General features: G+C 59.1%; 14 protein-coding genes and 1 pseudogene. 5 read left to right on the forward strand and 10 right to left on the reverse strand.

Going from position 1 to position 24,475, the window contains the following annotated elements; genetic code table 11:
* Positions 1 to 960 precede the first annotated feature (960 nt).
* The gene (locus ACIPV6_RS19160; RefSeq protein WP_400272405.1) at positions 961 to 1,992 is read left to right on the forward strand and encodes an HIRAN domain-containing protein; all 1,032 of its coding nucleotides are present in this window, start codon (positions 961 to 963) and stop codon (positions 1,990 to 1,992) included.
* 527 nt (positions 1,993 to 2,519) lie between these two features.
* Here ACIPV6_RS19160 and ACIPV6_RS19165 read toward each other — a convergent pair.
* The 4 genes and pseudogenes from ACIPV6_RS19165 to ACIPV6_RS19180 form a co-directional block, all read right to left on the reverse strand.
* The gene (locus ACIPV6_RS19165) at positions 2,520 to 5,417 is read right to left on the reverse strand and encodes a DEAD/DEAH box helicase (RefSeq protein ID WP_400272406.1); all 2,898 of its coding nucleotides are present in this window, start codon (positions 5,415 to 5,417) and stop codon (positions 2,520 to 2,522) included.
* A complete protein-coding gene (locus tag ACIPV6_RS19170; RefSeq protein ID WP_400272407.1) occupies positions 5,335 to 6,732 on the reverse strand; it encodes an ATP-binding protein in 1,398 nt (465 codons plus the stop codon). Before ACIPV6_RS19170 ends, ACIPV6_RS19165 begins: the two co-directional genes overlap by 83 nt.
* Complete coding sequence (locus ACIPV6_RS19175) at positions 6,729 to 9,683, reverse strand: TerB N-terminal domain-containing protein (RefSeq protein WP_400272482.1); 2,955 nt, start codon at positions 9,681 to 9,683, stop codon at positions 6,729 to 6,731. Before ACIPV6_RS19175 ends, ACIPV6_RS19170 begins: the two co-directional genes overlap by 4 nt.
* Before the next feature lie 240 nt (positions 9,684 to 9,923).
* Positions 9,924 to 10,088 (reverse strand): annotated as a pseudogene (locus tag ACIPV6_RS19180) (DUF4236 domain-containing protein); the annotation flags it as partial.
* Between the two features lie 739 nt (positions 10,089 to 10,827).
* Here ACIPV6_RS19180 and ACIPV6_RS19185 point away from each other — a divergent pair.
* Positions 10,828 to 11,637 (forward strand): hypothetical protein, encoded by an 810-nt coding sequence (locus ACIPV6_RS19185; RefSeq protein WP_400272408.1) that lies wholly within the window; start codon positions 10,828 to 10,830, stop codon positions 11,635 to 11,637.
* A gap of 145 nt (positions 11,638 to 11,782) precedes the next feature.
* On the opposite strand, the gene ACIPV6_RS19190 is transcribed toward ACIPV6_RS19185, so the two are convergent.
* Positions 11,783 to 12,199, reverse strand: coding sequence for a hypothetical protein (locus tag ACIPV6_RS19190; protein WP_400272409.1), 417 nt, complete (start codon positions 12,197 to 12,199; stop codon positions 11,783 to 11,785).
* 953 nt (positions 12,200 to 13,152) lie between these two features.
* Entirely contained in the window at positions 13,153 to 15,531 is a 2,379-nt protein-coding gene (locus ACIPV6_RS19195; protein WP_400272410.1) for a restriction endonuclease, read from the reverse strand.
* 1,490 nt (positions 15,532 to 17,021) lie between these two features.
* Here ACIPV6_RS19195 and ACIPV6_RS19200 point away from each other — a divergent pair.
* A complete protein-coding gene (locus ACIPV6_RS19200; protein ID WP_400272411.1) occupies positions 17,022 to 18,281 on the forward strand; it encodes a DUF3500 domain-containing protein in 1,260 nt (419 codons plus the stop codon).
* Positions 18,282 to 18,383: 102 nt separating this feature from the next.
* Here ACIPV6_RS19200 and ACIPV6_RS19205 read toward each other — a convergent pair whose 3' ends face one another.
* From ACIPV6_RS19205 to ACIPV6_RS19220, 4 genes are read right to left on the reverse strand one after another with little or no spacing between them, the layout of a single operon-like run.
* Positions 18,384 to 18,989 (reverse strand): methyltransferase, encoded by a 606-nt coding sequence (locus ACIPV6_RS19205; protein WP_400272412.1) that lies wholly within the window; start codon positions 18,987 to 18,989, stop codon positions 18,384 to 18,386.
* A gap of 32 nt (positions 18,990 to 19,021) precedes the next feature.
* The gene (locus ACIPV6_RS19210; RefSeq protein WP_400272413.1) at positions 19,022 to 20,032 is read right to left on the reverse strand and encodes a Bug family tripartite tricarboxylate transporter substrate binding protein; all 1,011 of its coding nucleotides are present in this window, start codon (positions 20,030 to 20,032) and stop codon (positions 19,022 to 19,024) included.
* The gene (locus ACIPV6_RS19215) at positions 20,029 to 21,555 is read right to left on the reverse strand and encodes a tripartite tricarboxylate transporter permease (protein ID WP_400272414.1); all 1,527 of its coding nucleotides are present in this window, start codon (positions 21,553 to 21,555) and stop codon (positions 20,029 to 20,031) included. The genes ACIPV6_RS19210 and ACIPV6_RS19215 overlap by 4 nt, the downstream gene beginning before the upstream one ends.
* Before the next feature lie 2 nt (positions 21,556 to 21,557).
* Complete coding sequence (locus ACIPV6_RS19220; protein WP_400272415.1) at positions 21,558 to 22,151, reverse strand: tripartite tricarboxylate transporter TctB family protein; 594 nt, start codon at positions 22,149 to 22,151, stop codon at positions 21,558 to 21,560.
* Between the two features lie 151 nt (positions 22,152 to 22,302).
* Here ACIPV6_RS19220 and ACIPV6_RS19225 point away from each other — a divergent pair, with 151 nt between their 5' ends.
* Positions 22,303 to 23,145: a MurR/RpiR family transcriptional regulator gene (locus ACIPV6_RS19225; RefSeq protein ID WP_400272416.1), complete on the forward strand. Its 843-nt coding sequence runs from the start codon at positions 22,303 to 22,305 to the stop codon at positions 23,143 to 23,145.
* Positions 23,142 to 24,329 (forward strand): MFS transporter, encoded by a 1,188-nt coding sequence (locus ACIPV6_RS19230; protein WP_400272417.1) that lies wholly within the window; start codon positions 23,142 to 23,144, stop codon positions 24,327 to 24,329. The genes ACIPV6_RS19225 and ACIPV6_RS19230 overlap by 4 nt, the downstream gene beginning before the upstream one ends.
* Positions 24,330 to 24,475: the final 146 nt, after the last annotated feature.

A 24,475-nucleotide genomic window follows, 5' to 3' on the forward strand; every position in this document is an offset into this window, starting at 1 on the left:
GCCACCCTAAGCTCCAAAAGCTTAGCTATCCCGGAATTCGCCCGCCAGCGCTGGGAAGCAGGCCCAACTCATACACACGTTTTGTCCTATAACCCTCATCGTCCCGGATGGTGCCTGGCCGCCGGGTGCGGCCTGTTCAGTTTGGGTGGGGGCGGGGTCAGCGTCGTAGCGTTTGGACGCTCCGCTTGCTGGGTTGTGGGGTCATTTCGTGTCCTCTCGTGTGGTGTTCCTCCGGCTGGCGGCCGCTCACTACTTCATGGAGTGCGGTTGTGGTGTCGACATGACTTTGTGGAAATCACACTGGATATTCTTTCGAATCCGATCTAGCCCGTCGCGCGTTGCGTCGTGGTCGGTTCCGGTTTGTCCTGCCAAAGGGGGTGTGGACAGTGTCCACACTTAAAGCAGATAACACCGCACCTCCCTCGTGGCTTGGTTTTCGGAGTATTCACCTCTTCATTGGGTCTCTCAGTTCTTGGCAACATGACTTCCTGCTCAACGGCGACATAGCCATACGAGAGTCCAGACGCTGTAGGACCAGGCCTCTACCCTGACCGGAGACTTAGGGGAGTTGATTATGCCCAACTTCTGGGTTTTGGATGCAGGTGGGCGGGGTTCGGGCCGCGGAAGGACGGGTGTCCGCCGCTGTCGTGGGCACCCTTCAGGGGCGAGGTAATCGGAACCCGTCCGTTTCGTACAAATTTTCTGCGTCTGCGTTTGTGCAACATGTTGTGTGGCTTGTAATCGGGGGGTGCTGTCAGTCTTGACGGGAGGGAGTTCGTTCGTCCAGACGGTGGCGGGACAATCGGATCTCTCGCGGGCACGGCATCGATAAGCTCAGCGCCGATAAGCGCACTTCCTTAAAGCTGAGAGGAGCCTAATCGTCGAGCTACGGGCGGCGACGCAGAACCTCCGCAATCACCTCGGGGTACGATGCTGCATACACCGCGGGAAAGTAGGGCTATGAAATCCGGCTTCGAGAAACATGTGCCTCCAATGGGACTCAAAGCGACCTCCGTTAGTGACGGGCGTCAGGGCTTTTTTCTCTGGGGAAGCGGACTCTTCCACGATTTGCGGCTAGTTGGCGGCAATTACTATGAGGCTTCGTACATCGCGATATTTGACGGCGCTCCGGGTGTCTCGGAGGGGATTCGGCAGATCTTCACGGCAGAGCTCGTCCACGAACCGTGGAATCCTAATGATCCTAACGCTGTCTCCGTTTACGTGCGCGGCCTGATGATCGGGTACATGCCCAGAGACGATGCAGCCTATTTTGGACCAATGGTCGGGGCCGTGAGAAACGCTGGCTTTGCTGCATTGTGCGGGATTCAACTGTGGTTCAGGGAGACGCAGACAGACAAATATGTGGAGATTCCCAATAGATACTGGGATGCAGAAGTAGACGATGACGAGCCGGAGACGGTGTCGGTCGCGGTGGAAGGCGAGACCATGCCCCAATACTCGTGCGGAGGTCAGCTAAGCCTCCAAGACCAGCATGCCATCTATCCCATCAACGGCACTCCCAGAGGCGATTATGTCCTTCTCCCGCCCGGGAGAACAATCAATGTCTACGACGTCAACCCAACGACTGAGAGTCAGCGTGAGTTGATGGAGCTATCTCACGAGACAGACTTGGCCGCATACGCGACTCTGGCGGTTGAAAGCGACGGTAGGCGAGACCGGGCGATAGTAAACATTGAAGGCAGTCCTATTGGACGATTGAGCATCCCGATGAGCAAGGACTTCGTTCCTTGGATCCGGCAGGAGTTGGGGCGTTGCAGCGCAGTAGCCGCGGAACTTCACATTTCAGAGGGGTCGTGCTTCATCAATTCTCGTCGCCCGTTTGAGTCCGGACTTGCAAGCCTGCCATACGACGAGTGGGTGAACCCGCACGAAAAATTGCCGGTCGTCGACGACATCAACCTCCGGCAGTACCCGGAACGTTTTGTGCACAAAAGGTGGTCGGAAGAGAAGGGCCGATACGTGGTCGTCTAGTGGTCCTTCGCTGTTTCAGCTGCCGGTCCCACCGAAAACTCAATAGGACTCCAAGTGCGTACCCTAACACGCTCCGCACACGCTGCCAGAGCGGCTATATACCGGGTTCTCTCATCTACTTCTATTCGTACACTCCTGGGCCGATAAATGGAACTTCGTCAACCTCGGGGAGTTGGCCGCGGGTCGTTTCCTGCCGGTGGCTAGGGGATTGAAGATCGATGGACCTGCCGATAGCCAAGAACGCATTCCACAAAGCAACACGACGACATATGTCAGGGGCTGCTTCAAAAGATACGAGAACTCACACGAATCATGTGCCCTTCTCCATTTGTCAGGAGCTGGCGGCGGCTGCACTGATTCATGGGCAGGCGGGGGCGGGGCGTCATGACGTGAGTAAGGCCCTAGTCTTCGGCATGTGCCATCGCCTGGCGGGCTTGCTGTGCCGGATACGGCCGGGGGTGCATTAGGCACGAGATATGCGCCGTTATCGGTGATGCTCGAGTTAGTCGGTGGCAGCCGGCATCGGTCTAGACGCGCCGAGCTGGGACTTTAGAGCCTCTGGCAATGTACGAGGAAAGTACTCCAGCCGCTGCGAGGGCGTCGGCGGCGGCCGTGTGCGCTTTCCCGGTTTCGACATTGAGTCGTTTGCAGGTGTCGGCTAGGGATGCGCTCTCGCCCGGGAAGTAGCTCTTTGTTAGTTGCATCGTGCAGACAAGAGGCCAGTTCGGGATCATCACTCCTGCTCGCTGGAACTCCGATCTGAGAAATCCCAGGTCGAATGCCGCGTTGTGCGCGACCACAGTTCGTCCGGCTAGCTGGTGCTGAACGTGAGGGAGGACGTCAGTGAACCGTGGGGCGCTGCGGACGTCGTGATCAGTGATTCCGTGGACGTGGCTAGGGCCAGTTGATTGCTCGGGGTCGACGAGGGTTGACCAGGTGCTCTGAATTTTGCCTTGTTCGTTGACTTGCACGATGGCAATTTCGACGATGCGGTGCCGTTGCGGCGAGAATCCGGTTGTTTCGACGTCGATGACGGCATATGGTCCGGCGTCAGCAAGTTCAAGCATGGGCTCGGTGTTAGTCGTGACGGCTGATTTGGGTTGATAGTTTGTCAGGTCTTCCGCAAATTTGGTGGTTGCCTCGGCCAATTGTTTGATGAGTGGCCACGCTGTCTCGACGTCGAGTGCTGCGGCTGCGTAGGAGTGCGTGAGTAGTTGGTCGTCAAGGTAAAGATCATGCTTGTCGCGCTCTTTGACAGTGACGTTGCTCGCTAGGTCAGCTGGATTGGGTGAGGGGAGAGTAGCTAGATAGTTGAGGGCGGTAGCTGCTTGCGCGCGTGTTGTCTTACGGAGCGTCATCCCTACACCGTCGAGGGTTGACTCGTAGTTTTTGCTGCTGAAAAGGACATGGAGTGTGTTCATTGTCCGGTCACCGGCCCAAGGGAACAGAATGGTGTCATCGCCCCATGTGATGAGAGGGCTTTCTCGAAGGCCAAGCCTGTCGTAGGCAGCTCGGCCTTCCTGGAAGAGCGCTCGCGCTGCTTCGTCGAGGTAAATAGGTACGTCCCGAGTTTCGTAGAGATGCTTCATCCGTTGACGTATGCCGTCGGCAACCAGGATGCCGCTACCCGAGAAGGACGGGGGCCGGCCGCCTCCGGCCTTGGTCAGATTGATGACTTTGCCAGCGACGTCGACGTCAAGGATGCGCCACCGACGTCCGGCGAAGATCAGGAGGCCGCCTTCCACAAGCGGTTGGTCAATGGGGATTGATCCGAGCGTGCGGCCTGAGGAGACGAGCCGGTACTCCTCGGCCGAGTGGAAGGCACTGTAGAAGCTGTAGTGGTTGATGAGCCGTTCCCCCTTGGCTCCGGCCAACAGGGTGCCATCGGATGACTGCAAGATGATGTCTTTGTTGCCCAAGCTGCGCAGCAACTGGATGAACATGGATTGATCAACATGGCTGAAGGGGCCCTCTTTGCAAAGGGCACTGTAGAGTTCGGCCGCTGTCGCGCCGCCGTGTTGGGCGATCACGGAGAGAGTCTGTTGGATCAGCGTGGAGAGGTGAAGGCCGTCGGTATTGGGTGGTTCGTACCACTTCTCAAGCAGCAGTTCGATGGTGGCGACTGTTTCGAACAACTCGGCACGGAGTTGGTCGACGGGAGGGGTCCGTTGATCGACTGACCGTTCCGATACGTAGATGCGTAGGGTGGCCGGTTTGCCACGTCGGCCTGACCTTCCCAGACGTTGACGCAGCGCGGAAACACTACCCGGTGCGCCGACTTGGGCTACGGCGTCGGCGGAACCTATATCGATGCCCATCTCGAGTGTGGAGGTACAGACGGCCGTTGTTGGTGTCCCGGCGGACCGTAGCCGGGACTCAACGTTTTCGCGGAAGTCCTTGGACAGGTTGCCGTGGTGGGGGAAGAACTCGTTCACGACCCGTGCTCGGTCGCTGATGCTTTTGAGGAGGTCGGCGTAGGTTTCGACATTGGCACGCGAATTGGCGAAAACCAGGTTGTCCTGTCCGCGCAGGTTCCCGAATAGGTGGTCAGCGATTGCCAGCTTGTCGGGTTCGACCTCCGTGGGATCTTCGCCGTCGGACACACCGCCGCCGCTGGTGATGTACCCGCGCAGCTGCATGCGGAGCTCAGCGGCGTCATCGTCGTGGCCCCCGATCACGTGGACGGCTTGTTCGTTACCTGGTCTGAGGAAGCGCGCGGCGATGGAGGCGTCGGAGAGTGTGGCGGAGAGCCCGATGCGGGGGATCCGTCTGCGGATGGCCAGCTCGACCCGATGCAGCAGCGATTGCAGCTGCGCTCCGCGTTCAGTGCCGATGAAGGAGTGCAATTCGTCGATCACAATGTACTGCAGCCCGCTGAGCATGACCGGGAGGCGAGTCCCTTGGATAACAAACATCGCTTCCAAGGATTCCGGGGTAATGAGCAGGAGCCCGTCGGGTGATTCCTTGAGGGCACGGCGGGCGCTGTCGCCTACGTCTCCGTGGCGGCGATGAATCGGCATATCCACTTTTTCGGCCAAGGATTCGAGCCTGCCGTATTGATCGTTGATCAGGGCCTTTAAGGGGGAGATGTAAAGTGCCTTCACCCCATTGGGCAGCGTTTCGCTGTCCCGAGCCGCGGCTAAGGACGACAAGATTGGTAGCCAGGCCGCTTCTGTTTTGCCTGAGGCGGTAGCTGCACTGATGATGACGTCGGTATCGCCGCGGAGGATGGGGTCGATCGCTTCGGCCTGGGCAGGGCGCAGATGCTCCCATTTCTGTTCCCAAATCCACGACTGAACACTTCGATGGAGCCGATTAAACGCTGTGTGGGCTTCTGAGGCCCTAGAGCTTGAAGACTGAAAGCTCGTCATCGGTGTCGTTCGTTGTGTGGCGGTCGTCGGCTGGGTTCTGGTCAGAGAGAACATCGCGGGTTCGGGTGGGTACGGAAGAAGGGTCAGTGGTGGGAGCCAACGGAGCTAGGTCCGGGTTGGACTCCCGTTGGATGTTGATGCCTGTCACGACGTCCTCCCAGGCGCGGTCTGGGTTTTGTTCTAGCACCGCCAGCAGGTCGAGGAAGCCTTTGATCGTGTTCCGGGGGGTTCGGAAGTACGCGTCTCCGATGCGCTGAGCGCAGTGGTTCATGTACTGGGTGATGCCTTCGTCGCTGATCAGGTAGGCTGATTCGTCTCCGGCGGCCTGGACATGCCGGAGTTTGGTCAGCAGGACGTAGAAGTCTTCCGGCGTGAGGCTGGCCAGGCGCAGGACTGGTCCGGAGTAGTCCACGAGTCCGTCGACGGCGTAGCTGTTTTCTTCCAGGCGAGATTGCAACGCGGAGTAAGAGTAGAGGCCGCGGCGGGGATCGAGCAGGAAGTCGGGTGTTCCGCCGAAGATGAAACCAAGGCTTGCTGCGCTGCCTTGGGTGGAGTCGTTGAGTATCCGGAGGATTTGTTCGTAGTTGGAGTTTCGAGCTTGTGTGTTGGCCAGCTTGTAAAGGTTGACCATCTCGTCGAGGCAGACGAGGATCCCCCCGAAGCCAGCCAGGCGGACAAAGCGTGCGAGAAGCTTGAGTTGGTCGTAGAAGTTGGAGTCATCAATGATTGTTCGGACGCCAAGGGCTGCTCGAGCGTCGGTACGGGTGGCGAATTCTCCTCGCAGCCACCGAACAGCATCGGACTTGAGCTGTTCGTTGCCGGTGTCGTGTCCTTGCCAGTATTTGGCGATGACTTCGGCGAAGTCGTAGCCGCCTGTGAGCTCGGAGAGTTCAGACAGGCTCCTGCGGATGATGCTCTCGACAGGTGCACCGGTGTCCCGGGATTCCGTTAGGGCCTGCGAAACGAATCGCTCCACGACGCTGGACATGGCGCCGCCGTCGGGTTTGGCTCGTGTGGCCATGTTTCTCATGAGTTCGGCGTAGAGACTGCGGGCTTGGCCGCCGGTTGCGTGAAGGCGCCTGTCGGGGGAGAGGTCGGCATGGACGGTGACTAGTTTTTGCTGAAGCGCGATGGATCGCACGACGTGTAGGAAGAACGTCTTACCGGAGCCGTAGTCTCCGATGATGAAACGGCTGCCCGAGCCGCCGTCGTTGATCCTGTTGATATCGGACAGGAGTGCTTTGACTTCGTTGACCCGTCCTACCTGTACGTGTTGTTGTCCCATTCTGGGAACGACGCCGGCGCGCAGGGATTGCAGGAGCGCGTCACGTTCGCGTGGTCGGATGGTGGTTTGAGGCGAGACGGTCATGCCAGGAGCTCCTGCAGTGCGGTCGGGTTAATGGTGAGGGTTTCGTCGCCTTCAAGGAGCGGCTCGTCGGCGGCGTCCAGTGCTGCTTCGTTGACGGCGTCCATGGCACCTTGCGGCAGTAGACCGTGCTGTGCGGAGAGGTCTTCGAAGTCGGCCCAAGGGAGTTGTGTGACCCCGGCAAGTGCGCGGACGAGGTCGGAGTGAGATGCATCCAGGTCCCCGATGGTTGAGCTGGGCTGGTTGCTCGGCGCCGAGACGGATGGACTTGGTGCGGGGGATGGTTGTGCCTGTTGTTCGGCAGAGGCCGGATCGTCCTCACTGAAGATGTCACCAAGAAGTGCAGAGACTTCCGCGGTTTCGGCCATCTTTGCTTGGATCGTCGATGAGTCGAGGAGGTACCTGCTGGCCGGCGGCGCATCCTGAGTCAGCGGTAGGGGCGCGGGGATGGGAACTCCCGGATCAGGTTTTCCTGCCTGACGCACGGTAACCGGTCCCGCTGCGGCTGGGTTCGGTGCGGACATAGCTGCGTGGAGGCGGCTGGTGACGACGGCGGTGTCCAAGTCGAGAAGTTTGTAGATCTTCTGGAGGGTACTCACTTCACTCGGCGCAATCTGTCCGTCAGCGACTGCGACGGTCACCAGCATGTCTCCCAAAGCTGCTTTCTGCGTTGTGGTGAGTGTGCTGAGCCGTTTTGTCAGTCCGGTGAGCTTCACCTCTGATGCCCCGAGCCACTGGAGATGTGCGTGGAGCCGAGTGCGTTCGGCCGAGGTTAGCTGCAGGGAAGATTCGATGTGGGCAGTCAGGTGGTCCAGTTCGGCGGGGGAGATGTCGCCGTCGGCCGCAATTACCGCGGCGGCGAGGTGCGTCATGGTCAGGGCGGTGCTATACGACGGTGTTGGAGAGTGGGGGCTTCCGGGCTCCGTGTGAAAGAGGACGACGGGGAGTTCGGGAGTGATGGCAGTGCCACCGAAACGTACGTCGGGTTCGAGCCCGATGGCGAAGCCGTCGAGAAGTGTCGCCAGGTTAACCGCTTCAGGCTTGGAGAGTTTCTGGCCGTCATTAGGGGGCCAGTGTTCGAAGAGCTCCTGACCTGTCAGTTCCACGCTTCGGCGTTCTGCGAGTTTTTGTGTAACCCAGGTTCGGAAGTCACCTACCGGACCTTCCGCGTCGACGAGTAGGTCGCTGGGCAGTAGAGCTGCTGCCGCAAGTGTTCCTGCTTTGTCGGTGTTGCGGCCGAGCCAGCGACTGTATGCGTCCAGTTCTGAAGTGACGTCATCGAACAAGGCTGAGAGCTTCTTTTGTGGTGCACGCTGGTTGAAGACGTCGGCGATTTCACCCATGGTCATGGTGGCGCCGCCGATTTGGGAATTGGCCGTCGTGTAGCTGAGCTGCACTTTCGATGCGCCGGGCCGGACGGTGAATCCTTCGCCGAATTGCTGCTGGTAGCGGAGGCGGAATAGCTGTGTGAATTCTTCGGTGCACCGGGTTGCCGGTGTGCGGACGGCGACTTCAGGGTGGAACCATCCCCATGCCATCGCCCATTCGGCGGGGATGGCCTTGCCGTCGGCGGCGAAGGAGCCAAGGTGTGCTCGGAGAGCTAGGGGTACGTCCCACCGTGATTCGGTCAGGGCAGGGACCTTGGGGGAGTCGTCCTCAGCCTGCAGCATCATGAAGTCGATGACGTCCACAAAACGTGATGCGTACGATCGGAAGGAACCACTTGAGTCCTCGTATACCTCAAGCAGCGCCGACATCTCCGCTTTGATACCGGTCAGCTCGGAAGCCAACTCTGGTTGCTTGGCGATGTCGACCAGGACGCGGCGCTCAAGTCCATACATGAAGAGAAAAACGTAACCGATCGGTGTATTTGGAAGTCGGCGGCCTTGGGCGAGCCAGGAGAGGTAAGCGGCTCGCCCGGCCGGCGTGATGTCGGCATAGGAGGGCCAGTAGTTCAGACATTGGCCTGCCCAGTCCGGGTTGCGGGAGTCAACCCGGAGGGTGGGGTTGATCAAGGACGGCTCAGTGCCTCCTCGCGGGGATGTGAGTTCCTGACCGGCGTAGACCATGCCAGGGATGCGGACGCCGTTGCCGAGATCCAGTGACTCTTCCGGCCCATACCACCGTGTCTTGCGCGGAACCGCCACGGCCGGTGCTGGGTGATTAGCTGGCTCGGGTTGAACCTGGGGTGCTTGGGTGAGTGCGTGTACCGCGGGTGAAGGCGTCGTATTAGGCTGAGGTGCCGCTGGAGCGGCGAGGGCATGGCTGGGGATGGAGACTTCGTTGTCTGCAGCTGATTCCAGTTCTCTGGCGAATCGAGATGCTGCCTCGGCGCTGGATACTTGGAGGGCCCATCTGAAGCCGTTTGCGTTTTCGAGCTCCAGCTCCGTGTACTTCATGATGGGCAACACGGGATTGCTCTTAAACCGACGGTCCGGACCGCCCTTTTTGTTGACGTATTGCCACGTAGATCCAACCTGGACCGCGTCCGAAGGAGTCGCGCCTGGGGATTCGATGAAGTTTGTCGAGCGCTGACGAATACGCAGCGAGTCATAAGTGACGTCCGCAAATGTGCCGTTATGCGCGAGGAGGATCCGGTCCGGCAGGAAATACATTGACGTCTTATCCGCCGTTACGCCGGGTACGGCAATGTTCGTCACCAGCTCCCGTGGGCCGATGAGGCTGAAGCCCGCGATGGACCGTCCAACCAAAGATGAAGCGCCTGCATTGACCTTTTGTTGGTGCCCGGACTGCAACGCCCCGGCCTCGTTAATGCGCCAGATCTTCTGGGATTGCCCCAAGATACTTCCGGCGTCAAGGATCGCCTGAAATTGGCGGGCGTGCCCGTCATTGACGTCATAGAAAATCACGACGGACCGTTTGGCACGGTCCCGCTGAACAACCCACCAGATGGCAGGAATACCGAGCAGCCACACAAGAAAGCCAAACGGCATCGTGATCAAGCCCAGGAACACGACTGCAATGACGACCCAGCGAGTCAGTGGTTTACGTTTTCCGGCCTCGTTCAGCTGCTGTACAAGGTCACCTGAGGATGTAGGAGCAAGCGCCTGGACGCTTGTTCCGCGTTGGTCCTCAAAGACCACCTCTGAGGATGCTGAATCGGGAAGGATGGAGGGACCGGAAGGCTGCCCGGGCTGCTTCGTTCCACCGACTGAAGCCTGATAGTAGACACCGCCGGCACCCATACGTACATAGTTGCCACGAGGACCTGAACCAACTCGAAAACCTGGAACACCGGCGCTGACGCCAAGCCCGGACTTGCTCAGGTTAAACCTGAATGGACCTGCCTTCAGGCTCTTCCGAACGTAAAACCCCACCATTACCCCCACACGCAGCATTCAGCCGGCAGCCAATCGAATCAATGAGTGACATTCTTGCAGCAGCGAGTGTTGATCCTTCAACAGATCACGAACGTGTCGCTGGCGTGTCACACAGCTCTGCCGCAATTTCGCAAGTCAACAGTTCCGCTTCTGGCGTTCCGTCTTCAGCGGTAGTACACGTTCAAGGAACCGAGACAAGCTCAGGGCCAAGCATCTGAAAGTCGCGCTCTACGGGGTTTCGCAATACTGCCGGCGTCCTCAGAGTCGCAATGTGCCACGTGGACGGCGCTTGGGTCCCGTCCTGCACCCATATGAAGCACTCTCATGCGAATACGGCTGTGCGCACTACGACCGCCACGGACCTTGCAACGTGATGTCTCTCCGAGACTAGTATGACGGCGGCCCTTCCTGCGTTCGGACACAAATAGTCTGCTTTCTCCATGAGGGAGAACCGGATGGCACACCCGCTGACTTGCCTTAGCCCGGGAGAGGGACAGGGTGCCTTCAGACCTGCCTGATTCCGTTGCCAAAGTGCGCTGCCCGCCGATCAAGGTCGTCGGCAGCGCTTTAGAAGTGAGCGGTTGGGGAAGCGGTACGTCCAAATTTGTCACTCGTAGTCGGTACTCTTTTCCCAGTAGACGAGACGCACATAGATTTTTGGGGAAACGATGGTTGAACAGCTCGAATTGGAAGATGCAAAAGAGGGCATGGCAAGGGTCTGGGTGAACGCTTCGATGCAGATCACTGGGGGCGAGAAGTGATCGACGACCAATGGGGAGACCTTCCCCGCGAATTGATCGACGCCATCAAGGACGATGCGCCGAGCGTGACTGATTGGATTTCGGCCGTTTCGACGGCGCTGACGTTGCTCATTGCTATCGGGGCTGGCGTGGTTGCGTTCTTCCAGTTGCGAGAAGCCGCCTCAGCTCGCCGACAGACCAAACAGCTGGAACGTGAGAAGTCCCAGCCGTATGTAGTTGCCTACCTGGAAGAGAATCCCGTGGGCCCCCACATACTCGATCTGGTGGTCAAGAACTTTGGACAGACTGCCGGTCGCAATGTTCGCCTGTCATTTGATCCCGCGCTCAACCGCACGGATGACAATGGTGGTGAAGAAGCGGTAGGTCTTCCAGACGTGATCTCGTTCCTGGCGCCGGGCCAGGAGTGGCGTACTTTCTTTGATGTGTCTACGGTTCGTGCTGGTCGGGACAATTTTCCGATGACATACAAGGGAATCGTCACCTACGACGGTATTGATGGCGAATGCCAGAACAGCGATGTCGTGATTGACCTCCATCACTATAAGGCACGTATCTACACAGAGGTTTTCGGCATCCACCACGCAGCTAGAGCGCTTCGTGATATTCGTGACAACCAGAAGAAATGGAATGAAAGCGTCCACGGAGGATTCAGGGTCTACTCCCGTGACGGAACCACCAAAGATGAAGAGCAGGCACGCAAGAATCGCCAGTATCGAGAAGCGCGAGCGGCTGAACGGACGGAGCAGAGCAGCTACAAGGACCCAGCAACAAACTTCGGCGCTGGTGCAGGTGACCCGGCCAATTAGCTGGTAGGCACGGACCATCACGTCGGCCGTAGAGGGGCTCCACATTAGTTGCGCGGGGGGAGCTCCGCTATCTGCCGAAGCGTATTCAGTTGCATGGCGTTTCCCCTGTCAATTTATTCAGGAAGATCCATGGGGCCATGTGATATTAGTTTCCTCCGAAGAGAGGCTTTGCCAGCTGGAAAACTACGCTTATGACGGCGCCGCCGAGTACTCCTATCATGAAGACCATGGCGATCAACGTAGCGAGCGAAATGAGCCAGGCCTGCCAACGTGACGTGTGCTTGTACATCTCTCTGGCGAGTTTTACGGGCTTGTAATACCGGAAGAGGATAAAGCCTGCCACAAGTACGAAGATGCCCTGCACGATGGCTTGCATAACATTGAAGCCATCCGGGGTCTTGATGTAACCGAGCCACACTGCGGCTGCGTAGCCAAGAAGAACCACGAGCAAGCCCGAAAGAGTGCGTGAGGCGACATCACGCCAGAACTTTTCGTCGCGCATCCACTCGGCTGGCCACTGCCAAGGCTTGGACTTTGTCTCCGTGTCGGTCGTCTCGCTCATCTGGCTATCGTAAGCGGGCGAACCACGAGGCCGGTCTCAAAGCCTCAGTCCTCATATTCGTGGCGCACATGGACAGTTTCAAAATCGAGCGTAGCCTCTGGGCCCCATGCAATCGCACCGGAGGGAAGGAAGGGGCGGAGGGCTTTTCAAATAAAAGCACGGAGTCCGCCGCTGGTGTCTGTCAATCTGAGTTGGTAGGTCACGAGGGATCAGGACGTCCCAACCGTTGCGCCGAAACCGCCTGGGCGCCCGGACTGCTACAGCCAGCTTGGTCCAATGGACCCGGGGCGACCACGAGTTCGTGTCGGTACAGGCCGCTGGACACTGCGGATAGGCTGCCCAACCTGACCCCCTCATGCTGAATCCCAACTCGCCGTGCGCAACCAGGTCGCTCCGCTGGCAGGAGCATTATCTTCAAGCCTGTACTCGGCGTCGAAAGTCGTCACAAAATAGCTCAGTGCTTCAAATTCATGCCCCTCACCGACCGCCCCGCAGCTGCGCGATTGGTAGTCCAAAAGGCCCGCGCCTTGAGCTGTGAGCGACCTGCCCCCAGCGATGTCCCAGACGGGAATAGAACCTCCAGCTCTAAATTCCCGATGTACAGGTGCCTTTCACCCAAATATTTGGGCTCGGGATTATCCTTATCGGCCGTCAGCAAACGCACATATTTGGCCAGCGACGAACGGGACAAGCCCTCCGCTATGTAGCCCGTCAGTATTGGAGCATAGACGTCCGCTACGGAAGCGGGTAGGTATCCGGTGTGATGGTTATTCAAGCTAATCGCAACCGCGTTTTGGATCACACGGATTCTTTGTTCCCGGATAACGGCAACTTTGTGTTTGCCTGACCATCCAGCCCGACGGTTCCCACTCACACCTGCGTGATCATCTAGTCTGCAGTTACCACGACCAGCCCACGATAATGCAGGAAGCCCTCAAGAAGTGAAACTCGTCTCACTCTGTATATTCTTCATGCTTCTCATTATCCTCTGCAAGTTTCTGGAAAAGAATCTGTAAATCCTCGTTTGTTCCATCTACTTGTTCAGTAGTCCTGTAGCTCCTCCATCGACCTTCACCACTCCGTTCAGAAATATCTATCTTAATTTCGTCAATTTGTTCCTGTAGGGAATCCAGATTCGCGGGAAAATCCAGCTGATATGCAACCGAGTAAAGTTCATCTAGCATTGATTGCATTAGCTCTACATCATGTGATTGCTGCCCGATTGCTTCTTCTTCTCTTTCAATAGCCACGCCCAACATATCATTGGCTACTTCCTTGAAACTACCTTCTCTGAACCACTCGGGTACACCTCCGTAGGCAAGTAGCTCGCTTGCTTGTTCGGCATTCTCAAAGGCAACTTCCAGCAGATCACAAACCGTATCAAGAGCCCAAGTCGGACCGCTTTCCGTTGCTAGATAGGCCGAGAGTCGGAAGAACTGAGGTGAATATGGGAACCAGTTTCCAGAAAGTGATTCTCGCAGTGCCAACAGTTGCCGCTTCAGGAAGTCCTGAGATTGCGGCAAGGCTATTGGAAGATCAAATATGATGGAAGCAAGATCAATTAATGCGTCCAGCCGTTCTATCTTTCGCTCAAGTGGCCATGTTCTTGCACCGCCCCGCACGCCGCCATTGCCCTGGGACAGTTGCCGTTCGATTGCCCGTACTGATTCTTGACGATCTGCTTCAGCCGACTGCTTCTCGGCTATGGAACGGATTAGTTCGTCTAGTTCTACGAGGTGCTGTTGCAGGCTAGTTCTCAGACCCGTACGCGGTTCGTTAGGAACGTCAGACAACCGGTCCTTCATCAGACCGGACAATCGTAGGAGATATCCAACCTGGCCACAGTTTCGTAACCAGCCGAGCAGGGACTGTAGGTATTGTGGCTCGTCGATCCTCTTTAGCAGGAAGTCCCTTCGGCTGGCATCGTACAGGCTAGCTGAGGTGATTTCACCCGTGGCTGGATTTAAGTGGATCCAGGTCGATTCCAATGTCTTTAGCGCTGGAATCCACTGTCGTTCGTCTGGGACGGCAATCGACCGTCGCAGACCCTGGATTTCCACCATTTCGGTCGGATCTGAAGCGAGTTGCAACAGGATATCGACGGCTATACGCGGCAGTTGATTGAAGCTTCCAGCCCAAATTAGATCTGGATTATTCAGAGCTTCCAAGAGCGCCCCGTAGAATTGGTCAATGTTGTCATGCTTCCTCAGCAATACGATCGACTCAAGGATTCGCGGGTTGAAAGCCTTGTGGTCCACTACTGCCCGATACCTCGTATCGACGGCGAGTCTGGAGCGATCTTCCTGGTTACCGAAACTGAAATATAGATGATTGAAGAGCATTTCGGCTCTCGCCTGCCGGCTAATTGATGACAGGCTAATGCTTATCTTCGAGGCATCGTTGGCCATCTCGCGGAGTCGATCATCGCCGCCATTTGTTGCAGCTCCAAATAACTGTTCACGACTGGTGAGAATGATCCTGAAACGCCCTCTGTTACGCCGAACGATCGACATCAGGCCTGATATTCCGCCCCCTTCCTTGCGGTGCAGCTCTGCTGTGCTTGCCTGTCCAAGGAAGTCGTCGTAGAAAAAGATCGTCTTTTCGTCGTCATCGCGCATCTGGCGCCAAGCCTCATCGACGTTTGACGTTATGTTGGCAACTCGCCATCCATCACGCCAATGACCCAGTAAGAGCATCTCCGCCAAGGTGCTTTTGCCAACACCCGGTGAGCCCGTGATTATGACAGCATCTGTGTCTTCCAGGATCTTTAGCGCCTGCCCATAGGCTGAAGTATGAACGTATAGACGCGCGCGTTCGACGACCCTGCGGACCAGTTCCTCACTTCGCTTCCACTCCGAGCCCCGTATGAGCCGTCGCAACGCATTCGAACTGGATAACCAAAGCTTAAAGTGCGATTCCTCGACGCGTGGATTTTTGAACAACACCTCGTTGATCTTGCCTCGATGCCACACCTGAATTTCGCCGGCATCAAGGTAAGCCAATTCTGCGCGTATCTCTTCTTCCGCCTCCGGGCTCACTGCCGCCGACGTGATGAAAAGATACAGGGCCATTCTCGTGTCCTTCAACTTCTCCGCCTCCTTGGCGGCGGCCGCCGTGAGGGCTCCCTTAGAGGCAGCTGGCCTGTGCTTACACTGGGCGATTGAAGGGAGGTTGTTGGCCTTGGAGTCCCGGAGGTCAATGCCTCCGTCGGGGCCAATTGCGAACGTCACCATCTCCAACCCCAAGTGTGCGTTCACCAAATCGCGAACGAACACTTCGAAGTCAATAGGCGAGAGAGCTCTAAAATCGTAATCTGACACGATCATGATCATATTCACCATGCTGAGCTATCCGCAGGAATGACTCAGTTGTTGCGGCACGAGAGCCACGACGCAGTCCTTGTGCTCGGCCCAGGTGGTGTTGGCTTTTCAATATCCAACACCACCCGCATGCGTAATGATTCGCATGAAAACGCTTCGCAGGTGCCGGCTTCGACATCGTAGGCCGACAAGAAGCGTAGCAATGGCCGTGACCGGCACTAAGAGCACGTCAAAGATCTACCTTGATCACTTGGTCTCCATCAACGTGCTTGAGTTCGGTCGCGATGTCATTGCCCCGTCTTCTCACTGAAGAAGTGTTGGCTAGTAACTGTGGCGCCGGGCGCCGCCGCAGGATCGCCGGGAAGAGATCCAAAGGGGTTCGGCGATGTCATGTCGCCGTCGGGTCGAACCGCCATGGACGTTTGGAAAGGGAAACACGATGAAAGTCTCTGGCTTCGTACTGGGCGGCCTTGGCGGCGTCGAATCGGTGCTCCTGGTGCGCTCCGTTGTGCCTTGCGTTTCTCCCGCCAAAGATGTCGTCCTAACAGCAACACATGGACAAAAGGAAGTGTGGACAATGTCCACACTTTCCACCTCGGACTGGCTCGTACGCCCATCGGATTTGCCCGGATTCCGCATGTTTCCGCCACTCCCCAGTATTTGCAAGCCCCGGAATCCCGTTCGAGTCCCACCTCGGGCACGGCATAACCCCTCGTCAGAGGGGCTTTTGCTTTTAAGTGTGGACAAATGTTGACAAATGCCGCTGCCTCATGTCCCGGATGGTGCCTGGCCCCCCGGGTGCGGCCTGTTCAGTTGAGGTGGGGGGAGCGGGGTCAGCGCCCTGGCTGGTGGACGCTCCGCTGACTCTGAGTTGGGGTCATAGGGGTCCTTCTTTCGGTTCTGTCCGGTAGGTCTGGAGTGGCCTACACATGTTCATGGGCGGGGGGATTAGGTACGACATGACTTCGAGCGAATTCTGTTTCGTCGGTTTCAGCCGTCGGATCTTCCTCCCGTCACGGCACCGAAGAGTCGCTTTGTCAGGCCTACGTGGGCGTGTACGTTGTACACACTTAAGTCTGTTTTGTTTCTGACCACGGTCTGCTCTCTTTCTTGCCGTCACGTGTTCATTCCGCAGGCAACCAGGGGCGACATGACCGAGGGCAAATCCGTGGTTGTCTGCGGGGGCTTCGTTTCGCTTGATAAGCAGTCGAATTCCGGCAACAAGCAGCGGCAGGGCTGCGCGGTCTCGAGCCAGGCGGACTGTCAGGATGAGGTCTATGATCTCGGGTGGCTGCCGTCAGACAAAGGCTCAACGGGCCCTAACCTTACGTGCTTTCGCATCGTTCCCTGACGTCAGATTTGGGTGTGCCCAGATCTGACGTGGCGACAATACGTCCATCATGCAGTCAGCCCCGGCGAGTAGGTTCCCGCTCCAGACTCTTCACAGCCGTCGAACAGGTTGGAGCTAAAGGACGAACAGGTCCAGGTCGTTCACTTACTACATGAACTCCTCCACCTTGTCCCCCTCACAGCGTTTCTGGTCTCGGTTCGCTTCCTCCGTCGCGGCTCTGGCCCTGGCCGGGTCTCTTGCCGCGTGCAGCGCGAGTACCGCCACAACCACCACGTCGTCCGCGGTTGCGACCACGGGCTCCGCCTCCAGTATCACGGCATCGTCAAGCGCCGCGTCGACCGGCACGGCGGAAACGGACAGTGCCGAGACCACCGCCCAGTCCATCACAGACACGGCAGCCGCCGCGGAGGCCTTTCTTGCAACGTTGTCCGTGGAACAGCGCGAGCAGGTCTTGTACTCCTACGACGACGAAACCAAGACCACCTCCTGGTCCAACTTTCCGGTGACGTTCGTTGAACGCGCCGGCGTCAACCTGGCCGACCTCACCGAAGAGCAGCAGACCGCGGCCAAGGCAGTCCTCGAAGCCCTACTCAGCGACGAAGCGTACGCCACCGCAATCGGCATCATGGACGGCGACCAGTACCTGCTAGACAACAGCACCAGCACGGAAACATCCCTTGGCCAGTACTACATCGCCTTCTTCGGCGACCCGTCCGACACCAGCGCATGGCAGCTGCAGTTCGGCGGCCACCACCTGGGCATCAACGCCACAATGGACGGGTCAGCGGACTCCATCACCTTCGCCCCCACCCATCTCGGCTCGCAGCCCGCCGTCTACACTGATGCCAGTGGCACCGAGGTCCAGCCCCTGTCCGGCATGTACGAGACGGCCTTCGCCTTCTACAACAGCCTCACCACCGAACAGCAGGCCGCCCTATACCAGGGCACCGAGGTCTCGAACCTCACGTGCGCACCCGGCGACACCTGCGACTACCCGACAGGAACAGGTATCGCCGGCGCGGACCTGACCGCCGAACAAAAGCAGCTGCTGCTGGACGTCATCGCCAACTGGGTTGGTCTGTCGGATGAACAGACCACGGAAAATGCCCTGGCAAAGATTGAGGCGACCCTCGACGAGACCTACATCAACTGGTCCGGCGCCACCGTCTACGACATGACCCAAGGGGACGGCATCTATTTCCAGATCTCCGGTCCCAACGTGTTCATCGAGTTCTCCAACCAACAAGGCTCGGCCGGCGCCGACGTCGAGGGCGTCATCACCGGCGGCTGGGGACACATCCACACGATCTACCGCGACCCGTCCAACGACTACGCCAACAGCGTCACCCAGCAGGCCGCCACGGGAATGATGGGCGGCGCCGGGATCCCCGGCGCAACCCCTCCCGCCTAGGTTTCTCCGGGCGGTCACAACTGCAAGGTCGAGCGCCATAAAGGCTGGAGACCTGACTGCCTGGGGGTGCAGTCAGGTCTCCAGATCACGCCTTCGATCCGGTTACAGTGCAGGGACGCCCAGGGCGATTCTCTTCTCGGCTTCCCGGGCTTCGATCTTTTCGGCTTCCGCCAGGACCTGTTCGGCTTCTTCCCGTCGAACTACTACGACGCCGTCGGCGTCCGCCACGATGATGTCACCGGGTGTGACCACGACTCCGTCGATGGCGACTGGCATCTGCAGGCGGCCTGGGCCGAATTTGTACGGGCCGGCGGGGGTGACGGATCGGGCGAACACTGGAAGGCCGCAGTCTGCAAGGGCGTCTGCGTCCCGGACAGCTCCATCGATGACGAACCCGGCAATGCCCTGATTCCGTGCCTTGATGCCGATCATGTCGCCAATCAGTGCCCGTGTTTGGTCGCCGCCGCCGTTGACGACGATTACGTCGCCTGGTTGTGCCTCCGCGAGGGCGTTGTGGATGAAGAGGTTGTCACCGGGTCGGGTCCAGACAGTATAGGCAGGGCCTGCAAGCTTGGCACCGGCCCAAATCGGGGAGAGCGCGGAGGCTACTCCGATCCTTTCCTGGGCATCGCCGATATTCGCTGCTGGGATGGCACCTAGGCGCTGCACGAGGTCCGCGGTGGACAAAGGATTGTGGGTGGGTTGCATGGTTTGGCCGTTCTTTCTCAGGGTTTCGCCGGTTACTTCTCTTGCAGGAGTTCGGCGATGATGGGTTTGATTTCGGTTTCGCGTTCTTCCCATGCCTTGCTGACGTCGGCGGCGGAAATCCACGCGGTTTGGGTGGCTGCGCCCTTCAGTTTTTCCTGTACGGTCGGGTCTTCAGCGGCCTTCTTCAAGGATGCTTCCAGCCTGCTGACGATTTCCTTGGGCGTTTTGGCCGGTACGGAAAGCGAGAAGGTGCTGGACATGGGTTTGACGTCGTAGCCGGCACTCTTCATCGTGGGAACTTCGGGGACAAACGAGCTGGGATTGTCTTCGATGACGGTGAGGAGTTTAACGTCTCCGGACTTGTACTGGCCGAAGAAGCTGGAGACACCGCCGAGGGCGAAGTCGATTTCGCCGGAGACGAGGGCTGCTATCTTGTCGGCTCCGCTGTTGTAGTGAACGATGTTGAAGTCCAGGCCGAGCTGATCTTCCAGCAAACGCAGGTTGATGTGGTCATCGCCTGCGCGGGAGTCCGTACCCACGGTGATTTTCCCGGGTGATGCTTTGACGGCGTCGAGTAGCTCTTTGATGGACGTGTATTTGCTGTCCTTGTTGACGCCGATGACTACGGAGTTTGTGGCAAATGAACCGATCGGCGTGAAGCTGCTCCGGTCGAAGGCGGCCTTTTTGCTGGGGTCCAGGTAGCGTCCCAGGATGGATGGAATGTTCGTGTTGACGATCGTGTGTCCGTCGGGCTTCGATTGGGCGGCGAAGTTCAACCCGACGACCTGGCTTCCGCCTTCTTTGTTGACCACCTTGATGTTGGCGCCCAGGTCTTTTTGCATCACTGGGGCCACGATGCGGGCAAGGATGTCGTTGCCTGCGCCGGCCGCGGAAGGGACTATCCATTCAATGGTGGATCCTGACTTGGGGAAGTCCCCGGCGGCTGTGCCGGTGGAGCCTCCGGATTGTCCGCCACAGGCCGAGAGAGCGAGGGCAAAGGTCGCGGCCACGGCCGTGGTGATCAGTCTTGTTGTCTTTTTCATTTCGCAAGCTCCTTTGATGCGGTGGGGGTTTGTGATTTCTTCTTCAGCAGCGATGCCATGAGGGGGCGGACGGCGCCGAAGAGGATGGCGATGGCGATGACTGCGAGGAGTACCAGGCTGATGGGTCCGTCGAGGAAGACGCTGTAGTCGCCCTGCGAGAGTGCCAGGGACCGTTGGAAGTTCTCTTCGAGCAGCGGGCCCAGGATCAAGCCCAGGACCAGCGGCGTCAGAGGAACCTTGGTCAGCTGGAAGATGTAGCCCAGGACGCCGGCGCCGAGCATGATCAGGATGTCGAATGCGCTGCCGTTGATGGAGTAGGTGCCCAGGAACATGAAGGCGAGGATGGCTGCCATCAAGTAGTGGAACGGGACCTTCAGCACTGCGATCCAGACCCGTGCCAAGGGGACGTTGAGCACCAGGAGGATCAGGTTGCCCACAATGAGGCTGGCAATGATTGCCCAGGCCACCTCGGGGTTGTCCCTGAACAAGAGCGGCCCGGGGATGAGACCGTTCATGGTGAACGCTCCTGCCATGATGGCCACGGTTGCTGATGTGGGGATGCCCAACGTGAACAGCGGAATCATGGAGGACACTGCCAGAGCGTTGTTTGCCGATTCCGGGCCGGCGATGCCTTCCACCGCGCCCTTGCCGAATTCGGACCGGTGATGCTTCGATAGCCTCTTTTCCGCGGCATAGGAGGCCAAGGACGTTGCCGCCCCCGGAGAACCAGGAAGGAGTCCCATGAAGAAGCCGATGATGGATCCCCGGAGGGATGGGAGAGCTGAGCGTTGAAGATCGGTCCGGGTTGGCAGCAGCCTTGCGACCTTCAGGGGGCTGGGGACACCCAGGGGACCCTTCTGCGCTTGTCCGAGAACCTCGCTGAGGCCGAAGACACCCATCACGACAGCTACCAGACCAAGGCCGTCAAAGAGCTCCGGCATGTCGAAGGTGAAGCGTGCGATTCCGACTCCGGAGTCGACACCGACCGTGGCGATTGCCAGGCCGGCAGCGGCGCTGAGAAGGGCTTTGGCAGGGTTGTTGCCAGCAAAGCTGGTGATCAGGGCGAACCCGAGAAGGGAAACCAGGAACAGTTCGGGTGCCCCAAATTCCAGCGCCAGGCGGCTGAACGGTGCCACGACGACGAAGCCGACCACGCCGATTAGGCCGCCGACGAACGATGCCAGCGCCGCAATCACCAACGCGGGCCCTCCGCGGCCCTTCTTGGCCATCTGGTAGCCGTCCAGGGTGGTGGCGATGGAGGAGGCTTCGCCGGGGATCCGCAGCAGGACCGCTGTGGTGGTGCCGCCGTAGGCTGCGCCGTAGAGGATGGCGGCGAGCATGATGATGGCCGAGGTTGCGTGGAGGCCGAAAGTGACCGGGATCAGCAGCGACACTGCGGCCGCGGGGCCGAACCCCGGCAGGACACCCACCAGCATGCCGAGGACGCAGCCCAGCAGTGCGAACAGGAGGTGTTCGGGTGTGAAGACTGTGGCCAGTCCACCCAGGAGTTGATCGAATCCCATGCTCAGAGCCCCAACCCGGTGAGGAAGTCAATGCTGGCGGTGGGGAGCGCTGTGCCGAGCCACACCTCAAAGACCAGCCGGGATGCCAGGGCGGAACCGAGCGCAACGACGGCGGCTAGCCACAGCTTGCGCTTGCTGACGAAGAACAGGATGGCGCCCAGCATCAGCGTCATCACTACCGTGTAGCCCAGGTACGGCAGAAGGAGTGCAGCTCCCAGGAGCGAAACGGTAATGATGCCCACCCGGACCCAGCCTTGGCGGTCGGGGAAGTCGCCGGCGTCCGGCTCGTCGCTGTTGTCGTCATCCAGCAGGGCGACCAGTGCGGATTCGGATTCGTGGTGTGGCGGAACGGCTTCCTGGGTGTCGCCAGCGGGAGCCGCCGCGATCGTCCGGCGGGCTGCGAGGAGCTGCCCGGCCCACAGGACTCCGGCAAGCGCTATGAGCGATCCAGCGACCGTTGGAAAGAACCCGGCGCCTACGCCGGAAGTGTTGGTCAGTCCATACCCTGCGCCAACCACAGCCATGGTCAGCCCGCCTGCGACAGCCGCCGCAGCGACCGTCCATTCAAGCGCAACGGGTGCTTGGAAGGTTTGCATCTTGGTTGTCCGCCTCTCTGCGGCAAATGTGGTGAAAATAGGGTTGCAACATCGGCGTAAAGCCAACTTGCAATCTTGCACAGGATTGCAGGTTCATGAGAGAGTGTCAAGCGTCACAGGATTTTCCGTTGGGCCTCAGAGGAGAGCCATCATGAGTTTCAAAGCAGTAGTCGACAGCAGTACCGTTCGCCTGAGTGCCTCGGAAGAACGGGTCATGAACGTGCTCATGTCGGGGAGCATGTCGGGCATTCCAGCGGCAGAAGTGGCCGATCGTGCCAAGACGCATGAATCGACGGTTGTCCGCCTGGCAAAGAAGCTGGGGTACCGGGGTTACCCGGATCTGCGCAACGACTTGCGCAAGGATGAAACAGAGATCAACGAGCATCATGGCGGGATCATGAGGGGAGACTCCGGCTACGATCTCGCGGCTTTCGTGGCCGACGAGATCCTGGCGTTGAAGCGGCTCCCGCATTTTGTCCGCCAGGAGAATCTGGAGGCCGCGGCACGGACCGTTCACGAGTCGCAGACTATTTATCTGTTTTCGCGGGAGGACGACAAGGCCACCCGGGACGTCCTGGCCCGACGTTTGCGGCGGTTGGGATTGACGACGGTTACCCTCGGTACGACACCCAAGGACATGGCGGAGCGGTTTTCCAGCTTTGACGAGAACAGCACGTTGATCGGCCTTGCGTTACGTGAAGCACCCAGCCAGTTGGCCGCACTCGTCACCGAGGCGGCCAGGCGCGGAGGGAAAACCATCCTCCTTTCCGACGTCCCTGGTTACCGATTCCGGCCAAGTCCCGACCACCTCATCACGGCCAGGCGAGGTGACGATGGCGAATACCGTACCCAACTCGTCCCGATCCTCCTGGCGTATGCGTTGCAACTTGCCATCTTCCACTTGGATCCGGCGAGATATCGTGCCGCCAGGGATTCGATAGAAGACCTTACGCGACTGCTCGGCGGCGGGGACGAAATTCCCTTGCGGGCGTGAGTGACCGGTGGCGGGTCGCGCTAAGCTCCCAAGCGGTTCTGGCGCAGGCATCCTGGGTTGGGATCAGACTTACCATTGGCTACCGCGCATTGGCGGAAGGCGCCGACCCCGTCTTTCTTGGGCTGCTGGCATCCAGCTTTGCCTTGCCCGCACTGCTGCTCGCGCTCGTTGTAGGCAGGGCTGCTGACAGGTTCGGCGGCACAGTTGTTTCCGTTACAGGGCTCCTGACGGCAGCTGCGGGGACCGCCACCATGCTCCTGTTGGGGGGCCTGCCCACACTCTTGGCGGCAAGCGCCATCATCGGGCTTGGGCATCTGCTGGTGATGGTGGGCCAGCAAACCTTCGTCGCCCATGTCAGCCGCGGGACGTCGGCCGACAGCGCCTTCGGAACTCTTACGGCAGCGGCCTCGATCGGACAACTGGTCGGCCCACCCGCGGTGACACTAGTGGCGTCCCTGGGGGCTGTTGGTGGTGCCGTACCGGATACAAATCTTGGCCTGTTGGTGTGCCTCGGCTTCAGCGCACTTGCCACCCCCGCCTACTTTCTCCTCCGCAGGACCGACGCGGGGTTGAAGAAGGACCGGCGGGCAACGGCCGCGCCGATCAGAATGGTCAACGTCCTGAGAGTCCCGGGACTCTGGCGCTCCCTTGTAGTCAGCGGCGCAGTTTTGGTGACCGTTGACCTGATGTACGCGTTTGTCCCGGTCTGGGCTACTGAACAGAACGTCAGTGCCGCGATGGTGGGGCTCTTGCTGGCCCTTCGGGCTGCCGTCTCTGTTCTGAGCCGTCTCGGCTTGACACGCCTCATTGCCCGGTTTGGCCGCAAAGCCATGCTGATGGTTTCCATCGGCGCGGCAGTCACTTCGCTGGCGATGCTGCCGCTCGTCGGGCCCTACGCGGCGATAGCGGTCATGGTGGGACTGGGGCTCGGCTTGGGCATTCCTCAGCCACTGACCATGGCGTGGGTGGTGTCGACGACTGCAGCTGCCCATCATGGAGCTGTATTGGGGCTGCGTATGACGGTGAACCGGCTGGCGCAGATATCGCTGCCTCTGGCGGTCGGATCAGTTGCTGCGCCTCTGGGGGTGCTGGGGATCTTCTGGGCCAACGCAGCACTGCTTCTAGGGGCTATCGTCGTGGTCGCCGGATCCGATGCCGGCGAGGTTTCTTCTGGCGAAGAGTGACATCCGTTGCCATCCACTTCGCAGGCAACGGATTGAAGGACGAAAAGGGCAAGGTCCCTGTGGTGCCGGGGTAGGCGAATCGAGCGGCGCCGGGACGTGCGCCACCGCGCGACCAGCCGGGCTTGGTTGGAATATGTCGGGGTCAC

This window comes from Paenarthrobacter sp. NPDC089988 (assembly GCF_044748465.1).
GTDB lineage: Bacteria > Actinomycetota > Actinomycetes > Actinomycetales > Micrococcaceae > Arthrobacter.